A 20,670-nucleotide genomic window follows, 5' to 3' on the forward strand; every position below is an offset into this window, starting at 1 on the left:
ATGGCCGAAATGGGGCTGCGGCCCGCGGTGGAGGTCGTCGACGTCGGCGGGCGCGTCGTGCGGATCGTCGACGGGCATCTCCTGGCGCCCGAGGCCGGTGGACCCCGGCCGATCGGGCACGACCTGCCCAATCGCGGCATCGAACTCGTCGTCGTCGCCGATGGCTACCAGGCCCGCTGGTCCCGGGCGCCGTTCGGGCTGGGCGCGCTCGCCCGCCTCTTCGCCGGCGGTGCGGCCGGCGGAGCACTGTTCCGCCTCCTCGGCCTGCCCGGCGCCGCGCTCGGCACCATCATCGCGGTCGGCCTGGCCCGCGCCGGCCGCCCGGCGCGCCCCGCCGACGTCGAGGACCCGGCCGTGACGGTCCGCGAGGACGGCCCCGACCTGGTGCTCAGCTCGCCGTCGCTGGCCGCGCTCGTCCTGGCCGTCATGCAGGTCACCGGCGCCGCCGGCCCCGTCACCGTCAGCCCCGCCGCGCTGGGCGCCGCCTCCGAGGGGGTGCGCCTCGACGACGTCGGCGGCCTCGAGGACGTCGTCGCCCAGTTCCGCGACGTCGCCGTCTCGTTCCGCCACCCCGACGTCATGGCCCGCTGGGGCGCCACCCGCCCGCAGGGCATCCTGCTCTACGGCCCGCCCGGCACCGGCAAGACGATGCTCGCGCAGGCCCTGGCGAACGAGATCGGCGCCGAGCTGCGCGAGATCCGCACCCCGGAGATCCTCGACAAGTGGGTCGGCAACTCGGAGAAGAACATCCAGCGCATCTTCACCGAGGCCCGCGCCCTGCGCTCGCCGGCCATCCTGCTCTTCGACGAGTTCGACTCGATCATCACCTACACCGGCGCCGCGTTCGACGCCGCCGGCCAGATGATCAACGCGGTCGCCGGCATCTTCAAGCAGGAGATGAACACCCTCATCGAGGCCAACCCGAACGTCATCGTCGTGGCCACGACCAACTTCCCCGACCGCGTCGACGCCTCGCTGACCCGCTCCGGCCGCTTCGACCTCAAGCTGGCGGTGCCGCTGCCGGGCCCGCGCGCCCGCGCCGACATCCTGGCCAAGCTCGTCCGCGCCCTGATCGCCCGCCACGAGACGCCCGGCTTCCGCATGTTCGCCGACGACGTCGACACCGAGTCGCTGGGCGCCGCCGCTTCGGGCCTGACCGGCGCCGACCTGAAGGAGGCCCTGCGCCGCGCCCAGCTGGACAAGGCGATGCGCGAGGCCCGCTCCGGCGCCACCTCGGGCCCGATCACCAACGCCGACCTGGCGGCCGCGATCACCCGCCTGCAGCGGGCCTGACGAGCGTCAGCGACTGCAGCCACTGCCGGTCACCGGTCTCGACCCGGTGGAAGTCCACCACGTCGAAGCTCGCGCGGGCGAAGGCCAGCAGCCGCTCGTCGGTGCGGAACGAGAAGAACCGCGGCGGGTCGTGGTCGTCGCCCTCGATCGGCCCTTCGGCGCCGCCCGCGCCGCCCCACACGGCGAGGAACAGCAGCCCGCCGGGCCGCAGCAGGCCGCGGATGGCCGCCAGCACCGCCGGCAGGTCCCGGTCGGGCACGTGCAGGAGGCAGTTCATGGTGTACACCGCGTCGAACGACGATGCCGGGAACTCCAGCCGCAGCAGGTCCATGACGTGCGCCTCGACCCCCTTGGCGCGGCAGCGCTCGACCATCGCGGGCGACAGGTCGGTCGCGACGACGTCGAACCCCTCCCCCAGGAAGTACGCGGCGTCCTGCCCCGTGCCGGCGCCCACCTCGAGCAGCCGCGCGCCAGCCGCGAGCCGCTCCCGGAACGCCCGCCGCTCCGCGACCTTCCACGGCTCCTTGGTGAGCCCGTCGCGCCAATCCGCGCGGGCGTCGTAGGCCCGGCGCAGCGGTCCGAGCACTTCGTCATACCGCGCGATGCCGCTCACCGCCCGATTGTGCCTCGTTCGCTCACGCCGTGCGCTCACGCCGTGGGCGGTGCCGTCGCCTGCCGTGCGGCCGGCCCGTCGAGGAATGTGTTGTCACGGTGCCAGGCGAAGTAGATCTCGGTCGCGGCGTTGTGCGCGGCGGTACGCCGCCGGGCGAGCTGCTCGAGCCGCTGCCCGACGGCCCGCGGGTGCGGCCCGGCGGCGGTGACGATGTGCCCGGAGGCGTCGACGGTGAGGTAGCCGGCCTCGTAGAGCGCGTCACACCCCATGACACACGCGGCCATCGCCACGTTGCCGAGGTCCCGCCGCTCGACCTCGGTGCACGCGGCGCGCTTCTTGATGTGCGCGGCGCGGAGCAGCCCGACCGGGTACACGTCCCCGCACAGCGCGCACAGCGCCTCCCCACGCGTCCCGAACAGCCGCCGCCGTAACACCTGTTCCGCACCGGCGCCGTCGGCGGTCGTCGTTCCGGCAAGGGCACGGCCGTCCAGTTGCTCGTGCAGGGCCGCCCACTCGTCGTCGGTGACGGCGAACAGGTTGCCCGAGCCGGGCTCGCGCAGCACCGCGGCGGCGGCGAAGCGCGGATCGGCGCTCAGCACGTCCCGCGGCAGCGGGTCGTGCAGGAACAGCCGGGTGATGCGGACCGGCAGCACGTAGCGGTCGCGGCCGCGGTCGGCCACGTCCGTCCAGTAGCCGTCGTCGTCCTCGTCGGCCATCTCGGCGGCGGGGACCGCCGTGTCGGTGACCTCGCCCAGGGCGACGACGCCGCCGGGGCGGCCGGTCACCCACAGGGCGAACAGGTCACCCGGGCCGGCCTGCTGGACGTGGCGGGTCACGGTCCACGACGTCAGCTCGTGCCCGGCGGCGAAGAAGTCGTAGATCCGCCATCGCGTCGGGTTGCACTGCAACACCCACTGCGCCACCGTGTCCTCCGCCGCCTCAGACCATCCCCGCGACGATAGGCGCACGGCCGCCGGGGCGGCACCGGGCGAACCGGTGGAACCCGGCACGACGAACGCCGATGGGCAGGCGGCCATATGGCGGTGGTGGCCGAGGTCGGGACCGGGGCAATGCGTGCGGCCGGCGCCGGTGCGTCGTTTTCAGATCGGGTTCTTCGGTGCGGCCGGTTCGAGGGCCGCCGGGACCGTCGAGGAGCTGCTGCCCTCGCCGGTCGAGCGGGGCTGAACGGGCGGCGCGGCGCTCGAGCCCAGGACGCTCAGCAGTGCGGGGGCCAGCAGCGAGCGGACGACGAAGGCGTCCAGGAGCACGCCGGCGGCGAGCGCGAACGCCAGCTCGCGGAACGGGCGCAGCGGGACGATCAGGAGCAGGCCGAAGCTCACCGCCAAGGTGACGGCGGCGGTGCGGATCGCGCGGGCCGAATGCGGCAGCGTCAGGGCGAGGGCCTCGCGCAGGGGCCTCGAACGGGCCTCGCGCCACGCCGGGCCGATGCCGAAGATGTTGTAGTCCGAACCGAGGGCGACGAGCAGTACCGCGGCGGCGAACGGCACATAGAAGGTCAGGCCGTCGCCGCCCAGCCGGTCCTGGAACAGCCACGTCGTCAGGCCCAGCGTCGCGGCGATGGCCAGCACGCTGCACGCCAGCAGGCCGACGGGCGCGACGAGCGCGCGCAGGAACAGCACGAGGAACAGCAGGTTGGCCAGCAGCGCGGCGAGGGCGATGCGGCCCAGGTCGTGCACGGTCTGCTCGACGATGACGCGCGCGACGGCGGTGTCGCCGCCGAGGCCGGCGCGGGCGCCGTCGAGGCCGGCGGCGTGCAGCAGGGCGGGCAGGTCGCGGTCGAGCCGGCCGGCGGTGGCGACCGCGCGGGCGCCGAGCGGCTCGTCGGCCAGGATGATCAGGAAGCGGGCGGCGCCGCCGTCGCGGGCCGCGAAGACGCTGAGGCCGTCGGGCAGACCTTTGGTGCCGGGGCCGATGACCGCGGCGACGCCGGGCTCGCGGGACAGGGCCTGCTGCAGCCGGGCGAGCTCCGCGGTCCGGCCGGCGACGCCGTCGCCCTCGACGAGCAGCTCGGTCGGGGACAGGATGCCGTCGGCGAACCCGGTCTCCGCGGCGGCCGCGGCGGTGCGGGTCGGGTTGCCGGGCGGCAGCGCCTCGACGAACGACACGCCGAGGCGCATGTGCCGCATCGGCAGCGCGGCGACGGCCAGCGCGGCGATGCACAGCAGCATCGGCAGCGCGAACCAGCGCCGGGTGAGCAGCCGGGCCCACCATCGGCCGCCGGCGGGGGCGGGCAACGGCTCGGCGGCGGTGCGGCGGCGCAGCGGCGACCAGAACGCGGCCGGGCCGAGGATCGCCAGCAGCGCGGGCACCAGGGTGAGGGCGACCACCACGCCGATGAGGATGGCCAGCGCCATGCCCGGGCCGAACGCGCGGAAGGTGGGTGCGCCGGCGACGACCAGCGCGCCGGTGCCGGCGGCGGCGGTCGCGCCGGCGGTGGCGATGATGGGCGTGAACCGGGCGGTGGCGTGCCGGGCGGCGGCGAGGCGGGAGTCGCCGGCGGCGAGCCGGCCCCGCGCGGCGGACAGGTAGAACACGACGTAGTCGGTGACGACGCCGAGCAGCAGGGCCACGAGCAGCGGCTGGGTCTCCTGCGGCACCGGCACGCCGAGGCGCAGCGCGAGCGCGCCGCCGACGTGCAGCGTCAGCAGGGTCGCGACGGCGGCGACGACCAGCGCGAGCAGCGAGGCGACCGGTGAGCGGAAGGCGATGGCCACGATCAGGAACACGGCCGCGATCGTGATCACCTCGAGCACCGGCACCGAGGACTGCACGATGCGCGTCTGCTCGACCCGGGCCGGCACCGATCCGGTGATGCCGACGACCGCGTCGGCGGCGTCGTAGTGCCCGGCCACGAATCGCTGCGCCGCGGCGACCTGGTCGGCGAAGCTCACGTCGGGGTCGGTGAACAGCAGCGTGACGATCGTCGTGCCGTCCTCGGCCGAGCCGGGGAACAGCCCGAGGGTGTTCGTCACCGGCACCGCGGCCCGGATCGGCCCGGCGGCGGTGTCCGTGCCGTCGCTGACCGCGCGGGCGCGCTCGACCGCCCGGCGCTGGACCTCCTGCGGCAGGCCGTCGGCGCGGCGCTGCACCACGGCGACGCGGCTCAGCAGCGGGAAGCCGAACCGCGCGTAGGAGCGGACCTCGCTGGCCACGGCGGGGTTCCCGGCCGACACCAGCTGCTCGAGATCGCTGCCGCCCTGCCCGACCGCCGGTAAGTACACCACCGACGCGGCGGCCGCGGCGAGCCAGCCGAGCACGACGGGCCAGCGCAGCAGCACCAGCAGGCGGGCGTATCCGCGCAGCAGCAGGCTCGGCCGCCACCTGCGGGCCGGCTCGACGACATCGGTCACGGATCGCTGGGTACCCGTCCGCCGGGCCCGGAAAACGGCCGATGTCGATCGGGTCAGGCGAGGTCGTAGCGGTCCAGGTTCATGACCTTGTCCCAGGCCGCCACGAAGGCGCGGACGAACGGTTCCCGGCCGTCGGCGCTCGCGTAGACCTCGGCGATGGCGCGCAGCTGGGAGTGGGAGCCGAAGACCAGGTCGGCGGCGGTCGCCGTGTGCAGCAGCTTGCCGGTGGCGGCGTCGCGGCCCTCGTACACGTGCTCGGTCGCCGACGGCTTCCACTCGGTGCCGGAGCGCAGCAGGTGTACGAAGAAGTCGTTCGTCAGCGTCCCGGGGCGGTCGGTGAAGACGCCGTGCGGGGCGCGGCCGGTGTTGGCGCCGAGCGAGCGCAGGCCGCCGACCAGCACGGTCATCTCGGGGGCGCTGAGGTTCAGCATGAAGGCGCGGTCCACCAGCAGCGTCTCCGGCGAGAGCAACTCGTCCGATCCGAGGTAGTTGCGGAAACCGTCGGCGCGCGGCTCGAGCACGGCGAAGGAGTTCACGTCCGTCTCGGCCTGTGACGCATCGGTACGCCCGGGCGCGAACGGCACGGTGACGTCGAAACCGGCGTCCTGGGCCGCCTTCTCGACCGCCGCGCAGCCGCCGAGGACGATCAGGTCGGCGAGCGAGATCTTCCGGCCGGTGGCGTTGAACTCCCGCTGTACCCCTTCGAGCACCGGCAGGACCTTCGCGAGCTCGGCGGGGTCGTTGACCGCCCAGTCCTTCTGCGGCGCGAGGCGCAGGCGCCCGCCGTTGGCGCCGCCGCGCCTGTCGGTGCTGCGGAAGCTCGCGGCGGCCGCCCAGGCCGTGGCGACGAGCTGGGCGACGGACAGGCCGGAGTCGAGCAGCTTCGCCTTCAGGGCGGTCACGTCGCCGGCGGTGACGAGGTCGCGGTCGGCGGCGGGCACCGGGTCCTGCCACAGCTGGGGCTGCGCGACCCACGGGCCGAGGTAGCGCGAGATCGGCCCCATGTCGCGGTGCAGCAGCTTGTACCAGGCCTTGGCGAACGCCTCCGCAAGCTGCTCGGGGTGCTCGTGGAAGCGCCGCGCGATCGGCTCGTAGATCGGGTCGAGGCGCAGCGCGAGGTCGGAGGTCAGCATCATCGGGGCGTGGCGCTTCGACGGGTCGTGCGCGTCGGGCACGGTGCCCTGCGCGTCCGCGTCCTTGGGCGTCCACTGCTTCGCGCCGGCCGGGCTGGTCGTGAGCTCCCAGTCGTACCGGAAGAGGTTGTCCAGGAACCCGTTGTCCCACGTCGTCGGGGCGTTGGTCCACGCGCCCTCGAGGCCGCTGGTCAGCGTGTCGGCGCCCTTGCCGGTGCCGGCGCTGTTCTTCCAGCCGAGGCCCTGCTGCTCGATCGGCGCGCCCTCGGGCTCCGGCCCGAGGTGCTGCGCGTCGACGGCGCCGTGCGCCTTGCCGACGGTGTGCCCGCCGACGATGAGCGCGACGGTCTCCTCGTCATTCATCGCCATCCGCGCGAACGTCTCCCGGACGTCGCGGGCGGAGGCGAGCGGGTCCGGGTTCCCGGAGGGCCCCTCCGGGTTGACGTAGATCAGCCCCATCTGCACGGCGCCGAGCGGGCCGGCGAGCTCGCGGTCGCCGCTGTAGCGCTCGTCGCCGAGCCACGTGTCCTCGGGCCCCCAGAAGACCTCCTCGGGCTCCCAGATGTCCTCGCGGCCGAAGCCGAAGCCGAAGGTCTTGAACCCCATCGACTCGTACGCGCAGTTGCCGGCGAACACGAGCAGGTCCGCCCACGAGATGCTGCGGCCGTACTTCTCCTTGACCGGCCACAGCAGCCGCCGGGCCTTGTCGAGGCTGGCGTTGTCGGGCCAGCTGTTGAGCGGCGCGAACCGCTGCGACCCGCTGCCGCCACCGCCGCGCCCGTCCGCGATCCGGTAGGTCCCGGCCGCGTGCCAGCTCATCCGGATGAACAGCGGCCCGTAGTGCCCGTAGTCGGCCGGCCACCATTCCTGCGAGTCGGTCATCAGCGCGATGACGTCCCGCTTGAGCGCCTCGACGTCGAGCCGGCGGAAGGCCGCCCGGTAGTCGAAGTCCGCGCCGAGCGGGTTGGCCCGCGAGGAGGGCTTGTGCAGCACCGAGAGGTCCACCTGGTTGGGCCACCAGTCGCGGTTGCCGCGCGGCCGGGTCGCCTTCACACTCGGCGCGGGGATCGCCGGGTTCTCGCTCTCGCTGACACTCCGGGTGGCATCTTTGCTGTCCGACACGTCGGTCCTTCTCCCCCTGTTGCGGGCGTCATTCTGGCTGCGGCCCGCATTGCCGTACCCACCCCAGCCCAGGTCAAACGCCCGCCCCGGACCGGCGGATCCGGACCCTGGCACGGGGCGGCGGCCTCTGTCACATGACCGGTCACTCGGGCGGCGGGTCGCCCAAGGCGTCGCGCAGGGCGGCGCGGGAGGTGATGCCGAGCTTCGGGAAGATTTGGTACAGGTGGTAGCCGACCGTCCGCGCGGACAGGAACAGCCGCTCGCCGATCTGCTTGTTCGTCAGGCCCGCGGCGGCCAGCTGCGCGATCTGGCGCTGCTGCGCGGTCAGGCCGGCGGCGAGCTCGACCGGTCGCTCGCGGTGGATGCCGGTCGCGCGCAGCTCGTTCGCGGCCCGGGCCGCCCAGGGGCGGGCGCCGAGCTGCTCGAAGGCGTCCGCGGCGGCCTCGAGGTGCGCGCGGGCCTGCGAGGGCGTCCGGGTGCGCCGCAGCCGCTCGCCGTAGGCCAGGCGGATGCGGGCCAGGTCGAACGGCCACCGGTCGGCGTCGGGGCTGCGCAGCGCGCGCTCGAACAGGGCGGGGTGGTCGCGGTCGGGCGCGGCCATGGCGGCGGCGCCGGCGACGGTGAGGGCCAGGCGGGGCGACAGCTCGCCGATGCGGGCCCGCTTCGCGGCGGCGACGTGCGCGGCGGCCTCCAGGATGCGGCCGGAGCGGGCCGCCGCCTCGACCAGCTCCATGATCAGCCAGAGCGCGTTGGGCACGTGCGAGGCGAAGGCCCCGGCCGGGCTGACGCTGCTCGCGTGGCGGTACGCGGCGTCGAAGTCGCCGCGCGACAGCGCGTCGAAGGTCTTGACGTGCGACACGTACGCCGAGATGACCCCGATGCGCCGCGGCGCCGCCCAGCGGCTCATCTCGCCGGTGAGCGCCCGGCTGGTGGCGTGGTCGCCCCGGCCGGTGGCGACGAGGGCCCGCAGGAACTCGCCGACCCAGCGCAGCAGCGAGTAGTCGTGCGAGCGGCACAGCTCGAGTCCCTCGCCGGTCAGGGTCATCACCTCGTCCCAGCGGCCGGCGAAGTAGGCGTCGTTGCCGAGCAGGAACAGCGCCTCGATCGCGGAGGTGACGGCGCCGCCCTCGCGGCCGTGGCGCACCGCCCGCCACAGCGGCTCGCGGCAACCGGCGAGGCGGTCGAGGTAGCTGCCGGCGATGGCGGTGCGCACGATGCGGGCCGGGCTGGTCTCGGTGCGCAGCCGCTCGATCGCGGCGTCGAGCCGGCCGAGCACCGGGCGGGCCAGGCGCACCGGGTCGCTGAACGTGCCGGCGAGGACCGACAGCAGCTGCGGCGGGCGCGGGCGCAGCCGGGCGACGCCGGCGTGCAACGGCGGCCACAGCTCCTCCCGCCCGCCGAAGAACGCGACCATGAGCAGCGTGTACAGCGCCTCGACGAGCGTCTTGTTCCCGGCGTCCTTCGGCCGGGGCAGCGCCTCGATGGCCCCGGCGAGCAGGCGGTGCGCGCTGTCGACGTCGCCCGCCCCGTTGAGCAGGTGATACGCCCCGGCGACCGCCCCGGCCAGGGACCCACCGTGCCGCGGGTCGGCCCGGCGCGCGGCGTCGAGCAGGGCCGGCACCTCGCGCAGGTCGCCGGTGACGATCGCGCCCAGGTAGGCGGCCTCGGCGAGGCGGCTGGAGCGGTCGGTACCCGCCGGGCTGATGTCGGCGGCCCGCAGCAGCTCGGTGATGGCGCCGACCGAGTCGCCGCGGAACAGGTTGGCGTGCGCGACCTGCTGCAGCAGCGCGGCGACCTCCTCGTCCGGCCCGGTGCACGCCTCGGCGAGGTGCCAGGCGCGGCGGGCGGGCTCGCCGGCGCGCCGCTCGGCGAGGACCTGGTGCGCCGCGCGGCGCTCCTCGGCGGTGGCGAGCTCGACGACGGCGGAGCGGATCAGCGGGTGGCGGAACGTGAGCCGCGCGGCGGCGCCGTCGATGGAGACCACCCGGGTGCGGTCCGCCTCGGCCAGGTCGCCGGCCTCGGAGCCGGGCTGCCCATAGCGCAGCACCCGCAGGTCGCCGGTGCCGTCGAGCACGGCGAGCAGCAGCGCGCGGCGGGTCGCCTCGGGCAGCCCGCGGATGCGGCCGGCGAACACCTCCTGGAGCCGGTGCGTGAGCGGCAACGGCCCGGCGCCCGCCCGGTCGGTGAGCGCGATCGGCAGCTCCAGCAGGGCGAGGGGGTTGCCGCGCGCCTCCTGCAGCAGCCGGCGGCGCGAGCGGACGCCGAGGTCCGGGTACCGGCTGTCGAGGAGCAGCTGCGCGGACACGGCCGACAGCGGCTGCAGCTGGCGCGCGGGGATGCCGGCCCGGTCGAAGCCCCCGTCCTCGCCGGTGCGCGCGGCCGCGAGGAGCCCGACGCCGCTGCCGGCCGCCCGCCGGGCAACGAACCCGAGCACGTGGGCGCTGGCCTGGTCCAGCCACGGCAGGTCGTCCACGACGGCGAGGACCGGCCCGTCCGCGGCGGCCAGGGCCAGCAGCTCCAGGGCCGCGTGCGAGATCGCCATCCGGTCCGGCACCCCGCCCGCGTGCAGCCCCAGGGCGCTGCGCAGCGCCGCGCGGGGCCCGTCGCCGAGCTCGTCGAGGCGCCCCAGCAGCGGGTACAGCAGCTGGTGCAGCCCGGCGAAGCTCAGCTGGGCCTCGAACTGGGTGCCGGTCGCGCGCAGCAGCCGCACGCCCTTCGCCCCGGCGTAGGCGGCGGCGTCCTCGATGAGCGCGGACTTGCCGACGCCGGCGTCGCCGTACACCACGAGCGCACCGCCCTCGGTGGACGCCCGGTCCACGAAGGAGCGCACCGCCGCGACGTCCTCGTCGCGCCCGACGAGCTCCGGGCCGCTCACGGCACGCGCCGCTCGTCGCGCAGGGTGCGCTTGAGCACCTTGCCGGCGGCCGAGGTGGGCAGGGCGGCGACCATCTCGAAGCCGCGCGGCACCTTGTAGCCGGCGAGGCGCTCCCGGCAGTACTCGCCCAGCTCGCCGGCGGTGACCTCCCCGCCGGGAGCAGGCACCACGATCGCGTGCACGCGCTCGCCCCACCGCTCGTCGGGCAGCCCGATGACCGCGCACGCGGCGACGGCGGGGTGCTGGTTGAGGACGGCCTCGACCTCGACGCAGTACACGTTCTCGCCGCCCGAGATGATCATGTCCTTGATGCGGTCGACGATGAAGACGTACCCGTGCTCGTCCATGTAGGCGGCGTCGCCGGTGTGCATCCAGCCGTCCCGCAGTACCGCGGACGTCTCCTGAGGCTGCCCCCAGTAGCCCCGCATCACGTGGTCGCCGCGCACGGCCACCTCTCCGACCGTCCCGCGCGGCGCCTCCCGGCCGTCCTCGCCGACGATGCGCACCTGCGCGTGCGGCGCGGCGCGCCCGGCCGACCCGGCCAGCCCGCCGTGTTCGTGCTCCTCCGGCAGCAGCAGCGTCGCGACCGGCGCCAGCTCCGTCATCCCGTACGCCTGCACGAACCCGGCGAACGGAAAGACCGACCGCGCCCGCTCGAGCAGCGCACCGGGCATCGGCGCCCCGCCGTAGATCAGGTGCGCCAGGCTCGACACGTCGAACTCCCGCACGCCCGGAAACTCGGCCAGCAGCCGGATCATGCTCGGCACCAGGAGCATGTCGGTCACGCGATGCAGCTGTACCGCCGAAAGCACCCCCTCGGGCGTGAACGCGGGCACCATCACGTGCGTGCCGCCGGTGAGCAGCGCCGCGACCCACGTCGCCAGGTCGGCGAGGTGGAACATCGGCGCCGCGTGCAGCAGCCGCCCGCCCGGCGTGACGAACCGCCCGGTGGCGAGGCTCCCCCACGCCGACGCCAGCACGTTGGCGTGCGTGAGCATGGCCCCCTTCGGGCGCCCGGTCGTCCCGCCCGTGTAGAACACGCCGAACAGCTCGTCGCCGCCCCGCCGGCTGTCCGGCATCGGCGCGTGCCGCGCGATCAGCTCCTCGAACGACCCGCCTTCATCGCCCATGACGACCACGGCCGCGAGCGTTCCGGCCTGCCCGCGGACGCCCTCGGCGAGCGCCTCGTCGACGATCAGGGCCGTCGCACCGCAGTCCCGCACCGCGAAGCCGATCTCCGCGGGCGTCCATCGGTGGTTCAGCGGTACCACCACGCCATCGGCCCAGGCGACGCCCAGCAGGCTTTCGTGGAAGCGATCCGAGTTGCCCCCGAGCAGCGCTACGCGGTCCCCACGCGCGACCCCGAGCGCCCGCAGCCCCGCCGCGAGGCGCCCGACCCGGTCGGCCGACTCCGCGACCGACCGAACCCGATCCCCGAAGATCGTCAGCGGCCGGCCCGGGTCCTGCTGCACGGCCGTGTGCAGCGCCTGCGTGAGATGCATCCGGCATTCCACCACGCCACGGCCCCGGCGTGCCATCGGCGGGCGGCCGCCGGCGTGCGGCCACGTGACGGCCACGACAGTGTGGTTCGATCGGCAGATGACCGGTCCTGACGAATCCGAGCGCGTCGTCGCCGCCAGCCGCGACATCGCCGCGCCGGCCGCGGAGATCTTCGAGCTGATCGCCGAACCGTCGCAGCAGCCGCGCTGGGACGGCAACGACAACCTGGCGGAAGCGCCGGGCGGGCAACGGGTCCGCGCCGTCGGCGACGTCTTCGTCATGACGCTCACGGTGGGCAGTGTCCGGGAGAACCATGTCGTCGAGTTCGTCGAGCAGCGACGCATCGCGTGGCGGCCGAGCGAGCCGGGCAAACCGGCGCCTGGGCATCTGTGGCGGTGGGTCCTGGAGCCGATCGACGTGTCGCACACCCGCGTGACGCACACCTACGACTGGACGCACCTGACGGACGAGCAGCGCGTCCCGCGCGCGAGGGCGACGACCGCCGACAAGCTCCGGGCCTCGCTCGACCGGCTCGCGGACCTGGCCGAGCGCGCCTAGCGCACGACCCGCCCGGCAGTCGCCGCGCGGAGCAGCGCGCGCACCACGACGACGATCGCGGCCGCGGGCGCCAGCAGCATGCTCACGTACACCAGGCGCGGATCGAACTGCGCCACGTTGGCGATCTCGTCGAGGACGAACCCGACGACGAGGACGACGACCCCGGCGACGGCCGCGAAGAACGGCAACCCCGCGTCGAAGGCGGTCTGCCCCCGGTCGGGTCGCAGCATCGCCACGGACAACATGGCGGCGACCCAGAAGACCACGGCCCAGAAGAGCGTGCCCACGAGGCCGGCGAGGTACGGCGGCCCCGGCGAGAGGTAGGTGCCCGAGTGCAGATCCCCGTGCTCGACGGCGACGGTCCGGTCCCGGAACCGCCACAATTGCACCTCGCTGCCGACTTCGACGCCGTCGTACATTTCGTGGCTCACGCGCACCCGTTCGCGACTTCCATCGGGCGTGTTCACATCGAGGTAGTAGAGGGTGGAGTCGCTGGATTCGGACTCCACGCGGTCGTGCACGACGGCATCGACGACCTCGACACATTCCCCACCGGCGGCCTGCGGGCAGAACCCCGCGGCGTCATAGGCCACCGCTTCCCGGATGCGGTGGTGGGTATGGATGGTGCCGTACCAGAACAGCCCGGCCATGACCGCGAGCACAGCGGCGAGGCCGGCGACCGTCGCAAGCCGGCCGGTTGGACCCTTCGCGCGGCCCACCATGCCCACGACCGTACAGAGGGCCCGCCACCGTCGCGCGGTCATGTTTCCGGCCGCAAGGCAAGCCGCAGACCTTGAGACAGAGATCAACCTTGCCGCTGACGGCCTGGACCACCGACTGATGACCCGCACGGACCCAGCCGCGGCAGACGGCCTGGAGGAATCACCGTAGGCCAGGTCTGGCCTGGACCACTGTGCCCCGTTGATAAGGGCAGGCCGAAGGCGCCCTCCACCATCGGCCGAGCGTCGGTTGTCAGCCCCTCGTCCTGGTGAACCCGCTCCTGAGCAGGCCGAACCGCTCGCGACCGACAACAGCCCGAGCGAATCCGGTCCGGGTGAGGGCGACGTCTCGACGGACCCGGCACAGCTCTCTGACAGACCCGGGGTGGTCGTCGGGCGCCGGTTCGCGCCCGCCGCCCGACGACCGCCTCGGACCGCCGGCGCGGCGCCGCGGGGATCTGCCGGGCGCCGGAACATACAACCCTCGGCAATTGGCAGACATAAATTAAAAACGGCTCGTGAAGTGTCCGGCGGCCACTATCCGAACGGGCCGCCGATTAATCAGAGCGTGTTTGAGAAGTGGTCCGAATTGTCGTCGGGCCAGCGTCAGCGTTGATGGCGGGTGGCCGCGGCCCCACCTTGCGGGACACCTATTGGGCGATCCGGGCGCCGGCCGGACCGGGCGTGATGTTCGCGGGTCTGGCACTACGCGACCGCGCACGAGTACCGGCCGCCGGCGGAAATCGTCGAGGCGGTGCGGCCAACGCGGAGCGCGATGTCGCTCCGTAGCTCGGCTACGCGTGGATGGTTAGCCTCCTCTGATGACCATGCCGACGCCCGAGGCGCTGAGGGAACTGCTGCTGACGATGCTGCGACTTGCGATCGGCCGGCTCCGCGCTGTCGGCGACGAGCACTGGGCAGAATGGCTTCAGCGTGATCACGACCGGATCGCGGCGGGCGACCTGAGTGGTCTGGCCCACCTCCGGCAGGCGTTTGGTGGGATGGGAAGTATCAACGACCGGTATCCGCAGGATGATCCCGAGATCGGTACCCACGTTGCCGCTGTCTATCGCCTGGCAAGCAAGCTGACATCTCCGCGCGGCTAGGCGTAGATGCCTTCGGAGACCGGTCTCAGGACGCTCGATGAGCGCGCTCGCTGGTGAAATGCTCCTGCGCGTCGAGGACGGCGTCGCCGTAGCGCAATGCCCACTGGCCCATCGCGCGCATCGGCTCCAGGAGTGCGGTGCCGGCCTCGGTGAGCGCGTAGTCGACGCGCGGGGGTGCCTCGCCGTACGCGCGCCGGTGGACCAGGCCGTGGTACTCCAGCCGCCGCAGCGCGTCGTTGAGGACCTTCGGCGCGATGCCGCCGATGCGGGCCGTGAGCGCGTGCGGGCGCATCGGGCCGTAGGCGCCCAGGGTGAACACCACCACGCTGTCCCAGCGGTTCGCCAGGACCTCGAACGCGACTCGGGCCTGGCAATCCGCGGTGAACTCGTCCTCCACACCCCGATTGTGCCCGCCCGATGGACACCGTCCGGTGTGCATCGGGCCGCCTAGCCTCGATCGTCATGCGCATCGGCATTCTCGGTACCGGAAACATGGCCGCAACCCTCGGCGGCGCCTGGCGGCGGGCCGGTCACGACGTCCTCGTCGGCGGCCGCAACCCCGCCTCCGGCGGAGCCACCCTCCGCGACGCCGCGACACACGGCGAGCTCGTGCTCCTCGCGGTCCCCGCCCAGGTCGCCCCGCCACTGGCCGCCGATCTGGCGGACGTGCTCGCCGGGCGGGTCGTCCTCGACTGCACCAACCCGCTCGAGCCCGGCCCGGACGGCCCGATGCTCATGATCCCACCCGGCGAATCGGTCGCCGCGCGGATCGCCGCGGCGGCGCCCGGGGCGGCGGTGGTGAAGGCGTTCAACCTCTGCCACGACAGCATCTGGACGCTCGACCCGCCGCACTTCGAGGGCCTGCCGCTGGCAGTGCCCTACTGTGCCGCCACCCCGGAGGCCGGCGAACGCGTCGCGGCGCTGATCGCGTCGATGGGCTGCACCCCGGCCCCGTGCGGCGGCCTCGCCCGTGCGCCCTACCTCGAGGCGACCGCGGCCCTCGCCATCGGCGTGTGGTTCGCCGGCGGCCGGGCCCGCGCGATCTTCCCCGAGCCGGCGCAAGCGACGTAGCGGCACCGTGCCGCGCGACGACACGCGGATGCCACATGGCCGGGACGACAATCGGGTGATGACCAGGCTCACCATCCGCGGGCGGCTCACGCTGTGGTACGCGGCCGTGTTCGCGGCCACCGGCGCGGCCGTGCTCGCCGCGATGTACGTGCTCGTGCGGCGCGAGTTCTTCACCGCGACCGACGCGGTGCTCGCGAGCGTCACCGCGGCCGAGGGCACGCTCGTGCCGGTGCCCGGCACGATCCTCGAGCCGAGCACGGGGCCGGCGGTCGCGCTGGAGGCGGCGACGACGGTCGCGCGCACGGATGCGCTGCGCACGATCGTGCTCGAGACCGGCGGGGTCTTCGTGGCGCTGGCCGCGGTGTCCCTCGCCCTGTGCTGGCTGGTCGCCGGCAGGGCGTTGCGGCCGCTGCGGAACATCACCGACACCGCCGCCGCGCTGTCGCACGACACCATGGACGCCCGCATCGGGCTGCGCGGTCCGCGCGACGAGGTCCGCACCCTCGCCGACACGTTCGACGCGATGCTCGACCGGCTCGCGCGGGCGTTCCAGGGCCAGCGGCTGTTCGTCGCCAACGCCTCGCACGAGCTGCGCACGCCGCTGACGATCATCCGTACCGCCGCGGAGAAGGCGCTCGCCCGCCCCAGCCGCACCGAGGACGAGTACCGCCGGGCGCTGCAGACGATCGCCGCGGCCGCGGCGCGCAGCGACGCCATGCTGACCAGCCTCCTGCAGCTGGCCCGCACGCAGCGCGGCGCCGCGCTCGAGCCGGTCGACCTGGCCGGCGCGGCGGCCGGCGCGGCGGCGTCCTGGCCGGCCGACGCCCCGCCGCTGCACCGCGACCTCGCCCCCGCACCCTGCGCGGCCGACCCGGCGCAGCTGGACCTGCTGCTGCGCAACCTCCTGGAGAACGCCGCCCGCCACAACGTGCCCGGCGGCGCCGTCTGGCTGGCCACCGGCGGCTCCTGGCTGTGCGTGGAGAACACCGGCCCCGTCGTGGACCCGGCCGACCTGCCGTCGCTGCGCCGCCCGTTCCAGCGCGGCGGCGGGCGCACCGCCGGCTCGTCCGGCGCCGGCCTGGGCCTGGCGATCGCCGAGGCGGTCGTCGCCGCGCACGGCGCCGCCTGGACCCTCGTCCCGCGCGCCGGGGGCGGCCTGTCCGTCACCGTCACGTTCCCGGCCGGGTGAGCGATGCTGCGGGTACTCGTCGTGGAGGACGACCCGGTCCTCGCCGACCTGATCGCCGACGGCCTGCGCGAGCACGACATGGTCGTCGACGTCGTCCATGACGGCGCCGCCGCCGTCGCCCGCGCCGCCGCCCTGGCGCCGGACGTCGTGGTCCTCGACCGCGACCTGCCCGTCCTGCACGGCGACGACGTCACCAGGGCGCTCATCCGGGCCGGCTCGCCGTCGCGCATCCTCATGCTCACCGCGGCCGCGTCGCTGGACAGCCGGGTCGAGGGCCTGCACCTCGGCGCCGACGACTACCTGCCCAAGCCGTTCGCCTTCGCCGAGCTCATCGCCCGGGTGACCGCGCTGGGCCGGCGCGCGCCGGCCCGCATCGCGACGGTCCTGCACCACGGCGACCTCACCGTCGACGTCGGCCGCCACGAGGTGCGCCGCGCCGGCCGCCCGATCACGCTGACCCGCAAGGAGTTCGGCGTGCTCACCGAGCTGCTGCGGGCCGATGGGGAGGTGGTCAGCGCCGAGCGGCTGCTCGACCGCGTCTGGGACGAGCACGCCGACCCGTTCACCACGGCGGTGCGCACCACCCTGAAGACGCTGCGCCAGAAGCTCGGCGACCCGGACCCGATCGCCACCGTCGTCGGCCGCGGCTACCGACTGCGCTGATACACCTCCTCGCGACGGATGTCCGCGCCGATCGCGGTGAACCGGCCGACCAGGTCGGCGTGGCCGCGGTCGATCATGGCGCCGTTGGTGACCACCGTCTCCCCGCCCGCGACCAGCCCGGCCAGCACCAGGCCGATGCCGGTGCGCAGGTCGTGCGCGACAACCTCGGCGCCGCGCAACGGCCGGCCGCCGTGCACGACGGCCAGGTCGGCGTCGACGGCCACCTCCGCGCCGAGCTTCACCAGCTCCCCGACGAGGGAGTAGCGGGCGTCGTGGACTCGCTCGCGGACGTAGCTCGTCCCGGAGGCCTGCGTGGCCAGGGCCATGAGCGGCGGCTGCAGGTCCGTCGCGAAGCCGGGGTGGGGGTCGGTGACGATGTTGATCGGGTTCAGGTCACCGCGGCGGGCGACGGTGGTGACGGCACCGGCGGGCTGCAGCTCGACGCCCATCTGCCGCAGCTTGTGGGCGGCGACCCCGAAATGGTCGAGCACGGCGCCGCCGACCAGGGTGATCGCGCCGCCGGTGATCGCGGCCGCCATGGCGAGGACGCCGGCGTCGATCCGGTCCGGCATCACCGTGTACTCCACCGCGCGGAGCTCGTCGACGCCGTCCACGGTGATGCGCCCGGTGCCGGCGCCGCCGATCCGGGCGCCCATGGCGGTGAGCAGGCCCACGACGTCGAGGACCTCGGGCTCCAGCGCGGCGTTCTCGATGACGGTCCGGCCCGGCGTGACGACGGCGGCCATGACGAGGTTCTCGGTGCCGCTGTGCGAGGGCGTGTCCAGATACAGCTCGGCACCGCGCAGGTCGCCGCCCTTCATCCGGATCGTGGCGCCGTCCTCCTCGACGCGGGCGCCCAGGCGCGCGAACCCCCGGTAATGGAAGTCGAGGGCACTACGTCCCGCACCGGGCAAGGTCGCAAGTCCCGACGTGCCAAACCCCGATGAACCGAGCTACCGCGACGCCCGCCGTGGGCACGGTCCGTGACTCCCGGGCCTCACCCTCCGCGGATAGTCACCCTCCCCCTGGCGGCGCGCCGACCGGCGTTCGCGCGCCCGGGCCCCTGGTCCTGGCGGCACCGGGACCATCCGCCCTGGTTCGGCGGCTTGCCCCGGCGGAGCATCCAACTCGCGGACAACGACTCCGGGGAGGACCGATGGGCATGCTGATATCCGATCGCCGGCTCCGCGCCATGTACACCGGCGGCCGCGCCGGCGCCGCCGCCCGCCGGTTCGCACGCGCGTGGGCGATCGTCTTCGGCCTCGGTCTGGCACCTCGGCGCTGGGTCACGCTCGAGGTGCCCGGACGGCGCACGGGCCGGATCACCCGGTTCCCGCTGGGCCTCGCCGACTTGGACGGCGCGTGGTATCTGGTGCCGATGCTCGGCGCGGACTGCCACTGGGTCCGCAACGTGCGGGCGAACGGCGGCCGGGCCGTGCTGCGCCACGGTCGGGCGCGCGCGTGCCGCCTCGTCGAGCTGCCGGCGGCCGACCGCGCACCGCTGCTGCGCCAGTACCTCCGGCAGGTTCCCGGTGCACGCCCCCACATCCAGGTCGACCGGGACGCACCGCTGGCCGAGTTCGCCGCCATCGCCGAGCGCCACCCGGTCTTCCGCGTCGAACCCGACACCGGCGATGACGTCGCCGCGGATCTCGGCGAACAGGCCCCCGGCGCCATCGCCACCACAGCGGCGCCGCCGGGCGCTGCATCATGAACCTTCGCTATATGCAGGTTCGATCAGCGCTGCGGGGGTCACCCACGCGACGAGTCCGGTAGATGTCTGCCTGGTTCGCCTCGGCACGCCACGGACGGGCGAGATCGAGCGCGATGTGGAACTCGGGAGCGTTTCGGTCCAGGGTGGTGACGGCCAGTTCGGTATCCGCGTCGACGGACGTCAGCTGGCTGCCGTCGGGACCGATGATCGCCGAGGACATCAGGTTGGCGCTCTGCGCGGGGACCGACAGGCTGAGCCAGTAGTTGTTGATCGCGGCGTGGGCCTGGGCCTTGAGGAAGAAGATCGAGTCGACGGGCCACGCCGACAGCAGCAGGCAGTCCACCCCGAGACGGTCGTACTCGGCGAACAGCTGGGGAAAGTTGACCTCGATGCAGATCGCGCAGCCGAACCGGTAGCCGTCGACATCGAACACCACCGGCTCGAAGCCGGGGCTGTAGAAGCGGGTGATCTCGGTGTTCGAGCAGAAGCGCTTGTCGTAGCGCGTGATGATCTGACCCTGGTCGGAGATCACGTAGAGGCTGTTGTGCGGTCGGTGCGGTGCTGTCAGCGGGTGTGCCGACCCGATCACGACCCAGATCCGCAGCTCTGCCGCCAGCTGTGCAATCCTGCCGAGCTCATCACGGACGGCAGTCCAGTCGACCTCGTCCCAGTCGGCGATCTGCTCCTTGGCGTAGCCGGAGAGAAAGCCCTCGGGGAAGTGGATCAGTCTGGCGTGCTGGGCCGCGGCATGGCGCATCAGCGCACGAGCCTTCCCACCGTTGTCCCTGGCGTCAGCGCTTCCCGCCGGCTGCGTGGTGGCGATCCGGAGCGTCATCGCGGCATCCTAATGGGTGGAAGGGGTGCAGGCGGGTCCCGTTCTGCCCGCCCGGCGAGAGCCACGCCATCGTCGATCCGCGGCCGGGCAAGGGCTTCCTGGCCTACCACGAGATCCGGGTGCCGGCCGGGCCGGGCGTGATATTCGCGGCGCCGGCGCTGGTCCGGCGCTACGTGACCGCGCACGAGTACCGGCCGTCGGCGGAGTTCGCCGAGGTGGTGCGGCGCTACGACGCCGGCTGGGCGACTCAGCCAGGCCCTGGATCCCCGCCAACGCGGAGCGCTTTGTCTACGGCGGAGGAACCCAGACCTAGACGCGCTAGCGTGCCGGCGCGCCGGTCTCAGACCGTGCGGGGCAGCACCGCGGCCACCGGCCCCGGCGCGCTTTCTCAAACACGCTCTGAGCAATCGGCGGTCCGTTCGGATAGTTGCCGGCGGACACATTTGCCTCTGACAATTGCCGGCGGTTTTATGTTCCCGCGCCCCGCAGATCCACGCGGCGGCGCGCCGACGGTCCGAGGCGGTCGTCGCGCAGCGGGCGCGAACCGGCGTCCGACGACCACCCCAGGTCGATCAGAGCCCTGCACCCGGTCCGGCGAGACGTCGCCCTCGCCCGGCCCTGGTTCGCTCGGGCTGGTGTCGGTCGCGAGCGGTTCGACCTGCTCAGGCGCAATGGCCGATGGCGCCGGTTCGGGCGCCGAGCCCGTCCGGCAGTCGTCTGCCGGGGCGGCGGCGTGCAGGCGGCGCAGCTTCTCGGCGTGCCGCCTGGCCAGCCCCCAGGCGCAATGCCACGTAGCTTAAGTCGATCTTGTGGGTGTGGTGGGTAGCGGGAAGAGGCGGATGGTGGCGGGTTGGTGGTGGCGGGTGCTGGCTGTTTCGCCGGGTTGTTTGAGGCGGTAGTGGCAGTGT

The 20,670-nt window shown here is 74.0% G+C and carries 17 protein-coding genes and 1 pseudogene; 8 read left to right on the forward strand and 10 right to left on the reverse strand.

Annotated elements, in window-relative coordinates:
* The gene (locus ABD901_RS37285; protein ID WP_345134482.1) at window positions 1-1,293 is read left to right on the forward strand and encodes an ATP-binding protein; all 1,293 of its coding nucleotides are present in this window, start codon (window positions 1-3) and stop codon (window positions 1,291-1,293) included.
* On the opposite strand, the gene ABD901_RS37290 is transcribed toward ABD901_RS37285, so the two are convergent.
* The 6 genes from ABD901_RS37290 to ABD901_RS37315 all read right to left on the reverse strand — a co-directional run bounded on the left by ABD901_RS37290 (window position 1,271) and on the right by ABD901_RS37315 (window position 11,909).
* Window positions 1,271-1,906, reverse strand: a complete 636-nt coding sequence (locus ABD901_RS37290; protein ID WP_345134484.1) for a class I SAM-dependent methyltransferase — start codon at window positions 1,904-1,906, stop codon at window positions 1,271-1,273. The two genes, ABD901_RS37285 and ABD901_RS37290, sit on opposite strands and share 23 nt — an antisense overlap.
* Window positions 1,907-1,941: 35 nt before the next feature.
* Window positions 1,942-2,829, reverse strand: a complete 888-nt coding sequence (locus tag ABD901_RS37295) for an EVE domain-containing protein (protein WP_345134486.1) — start codon at window positions 2,827-2,829, stop codon at window positions 1,942-1,944.
* A 177-nt stretch (window positions 2,830-3,006) separates the two neighbouring features.
* On the reverse strand, window positions 3,007-5,277 hold the full coding sequence (locus ABD901_RS37300) for an MMPL family transporter (protein ID WP_345134488.1): 2,271 nt from the start codon (window positions 5,275-5,277) through the stop codon (window positions 3,007-3,009).
* A 53-nt stretch (window positions 5,278-5,330) separates the two neighbouring features.
* Window positions 5,331-7,532: a catalase/peroxidase HPI gene (katG, locus tag ABD901_RS37305; RefSeq protein WP_345134490.1), complete on the reverse strand. Its 2,202-nt coding sequence runs from the start codon at window positions 7,530-7,532 to the stop codon at window positions 5,331-5,333.
* Window positions 7,533-7,674: 142 nt separating this feature from the next.
* Complete coding sequence (locus ABD901_RS37310) at window positions 7,675-10,407, reverse strand: ATP-binding protein (RefSeq protein ID WP_345134492.1); 2,733 nt, start codon at window positions 10,405-10,407, stop codon at window positions 7,675-7,677.
* Entirely contained in the window at window positions 10,404-11,909 is a 1,506-nt protein-coding gene (locus ABD901_RS37315; protein ID WP_345134494.1) for an acyl-CoA synthetase, read from the reverse strand. Before ABD901_RS37315 ends, ABD901_RS37310 begins: the two co-directional genes overlap by 4 nt.
* A 97-nt stretch (window positions 11,910-12,006) precedes the next feature.
* Here ABD901_RS37315 and ABD901_RS37320 point away from each other — a divergent pair, with 97 nt between their 5' ends.
* Window positions 12,007-12,465, forward strand: a complete 459-nt coding sequence (locus ABD901_RS37320; protein WP_345134496.1) for an SRPBCC family protein — start codon at window positions 12,007-12,009, stop codon at window positions 12,463-12,465.
* Here ABD901_RS37320 and ABD901_RS37325 read toward each other — a convergent pair.
* A complete protein-coding gene (locus tag ABD901_RS37325; RefSeq protein WP_345134499.1) occupies window positions 12,462-13,187 on the reverse strand; it encodes a hypothetical protein in 726 nt (241 codons plus the stop codon). The genes ABD901_RS37320 and ABD901_RS37325 overlap by 4 nt on opposite strands.
* 818 nt (window positions 13,188-14,005) lie before the next feature.
* On the opposite strand from ABD901_RS37325, the gene ABD901_RS37330 reads away from it, so the two are divergent.
* Entirely contained in the window at window positions 14,006-14,290 is a 285-nt protein-coding gene (locus ABD901_RS37330) for a DUF6966 domain-containing protein (protein ID WP_345134501.1), read from the forward strand.
* A gap of 25 nt (window positions 14,291-14,315) precedes the next feature.
* Here the strand turns inward: ABD901_RS37330 and ABD901_RS37335 are convergent, their stop codons facing one another.
* Entirely contained in the window at window positions 14,316-14,687 is a 372-nt protein-coding gene (locus tag ABD901_RS37335) for a winged helix-turn-helix transcriptional regulator (protein WP_345134503.1), read from the reverse strand.
* Between the two features lie 65 nt (window positions 14,688-14,752).
* Between ABD901_RS37335 and ABD901_RS37340 the strand changes: the two genes are divergently transcribed.
* The 3 genes from ABD901_RS37340 to ABD901_RS37350 are packed head-to-tail and all read left to right on the forward strand — an operon-like array spanning window position 14,753 to window position 17,213.
* Entirely contained in the window at window positions 14,753-15,361 is a 609-nt protein-coding gene (locus ABD901_RS37340; protein WP_345134505.1) for an NADPH-dependent F420 reductase, read from the forward strand.
* 58 nt (window positions 15,362-15,419) lie between these two features.
* Window positions 15,420-16,550: a HAMP domain-containing sensor histidine kinase gene (locus tag ABD901_RS37345; protein ID WP_345134506.1), complete on the forward strand. Its 1,131-nt coding sequence runs from the start codon at window positions 15,420-15,422 to the stop codon at window positions 16,548-16,550.
* 6 nt (window positions 16,551-16,556) lie between these two features.
* Window positions 16,557-17,213, forward strand: coding sequence for a response regulator transcription factor (locus tag ABD901_RS37350; protein WP_345134525.1), 657 nt, complete (start codon window positions 16,557-16,559; stop codon window positions 17,211-17,213).
* Here the strand turns inward: ABD901_RS37350 and ABD901_RS37355 are convergent.
* Entirely contained in the window at window positions 17,198-18,127 is a 930-nt protein-coding gene (locus ABD901_RS37355) for a UDP-N-acetylglucosamine 1-carboxyvinyltransferase (RefSeq protein WP_345134507.1), read from the reverse strand. The two genes, ABD901_RS37350 and ABD901_RS37355, sit on opposite strands and share 16 nt — an antisense overlap.
* Before the next feature lie 248 nt (window positions 18,128-18,375).
* Between ABD901_RS37355 and ABD901_RS37360 the strand changes: the two genes are divergently transcribed.
* Complete coding sequence (locus ABD901_RS37360; protein WP_345134508.1) at window positions 18,376-18,927, forward strand: nitroreductase/quinone reductase family protein; 552 nt, start codon at window positions 18,376-18,378, stop codon at window positions 18,925-18,927.
* A gap of 7 nt (window positions 18,928-18,934) precedes the next feature.
* On the opposite strand, the gene ABD901_RS37365 is transcribed toward ABD901_RS37360, so the two are convergent.
* Window positions 18,935-19,762, reverse strand: coding sequence for a carbon-nitrogen hydrolase family protein (locus ABD901_RS37365; RefSeq protein ID WP_345134510.1), 828 nt, complete (start codon window positions 19,760-19,762; stop codon window positions 18,935-18,937).
* Between the two features lie 20 nt (window positions 19,763-19,782).
* Here ABD901_RS37365 and ABD901_RS59545 point away from each other — a divergent pair.
* Window positions 19,783-20,562 (forward strand): annotated as a pseudogene (locus ABD901_RS59545) (DUF7919 family protein); the annotation flags it as partial.
* Between the last annotated feature and the right edge of the window lie 108 nt (window positions 20,563-20,670).

Origin of the sequence: Dactylosporangium darangshiense, assembly GCF_039537565.1 — a bacterium.
In the GTDB taxonomy this organism is placed as follows: Bacteria; Actinomycetota; Actinomycetes; order Mycobacteriales; family Micromonosporaceae; genus Dactylosporangium; species Dactylosporangium darangshiense.

Excerpts from the sequence above, each read along its gene's own strand:
- ABD901_RS37285 (WP_345134482.1), top strand. The coding sequence starts at position 1 with ATGGCCGAAATGGGGCTGCGGCCCGCGGTGGAGGTCGTCGACGTCGGC.
- ABD901_RS37315 (WP_345134494.1), bottom strand. The coding sequence starts at position 11,909 with ATGCATCTCACGCAGGCGCTGCACACGGCCGTGCAGCAGGACCCGGGC.
- ABD901_RS37320 (WP_345134496.1), top strand. The coding sequence starts at position 12,007 with ATGACCGGTCCTGACGAATCCGAGCGCGTCGTCGCCGCCAGCCGCGAC.
- ABD901_RS37325 (WP_345134499.1), bottom strand. The coding sequence starts at position 13,187 with ATGGTGGGCCGCGCGAAGGGTCCAACCGGCCGGCTTGCGACGGTCGCC.
- ABD901_RS37330 (WP_345134501.1), top strand. The coding sequence starts at position 14,006 with ATGACCATGCCGACGCCCGAGGCGCTGAGGGAACTGCTGCTGACGATG.
- ABD901_RS37340 (WP_345134505.1), top strand. The coding sequence starts at position 14,753 with ATGCGCATCGGCATTCTCGGTACCGGAAACATGGCCGCAACCCTCGGC.
- ABD901_RS37345 (WP_345134506.1), top strand. The coding sequence starts at position 15,420 with ATGACCAGGCTCACCATCCGCGGGCGGCTCACGCTGTGGTACGCGGCC.
- ABD901_RS37360 (WP_345134508.1), top strand. The coding sequence starts at position 18,376 with ATGCTGATATCCGATCGCCGGCTCCGCGCCATGTACACCGGCGGCCGC.
- ABD901_RS37365 (WP_345134510.1), bottom strand. The coding sequence starts at position 19,762 with ATGACGCTCCGGATCGCCACCACGCAGCCGGCGGGAAGCGCTGACGCC.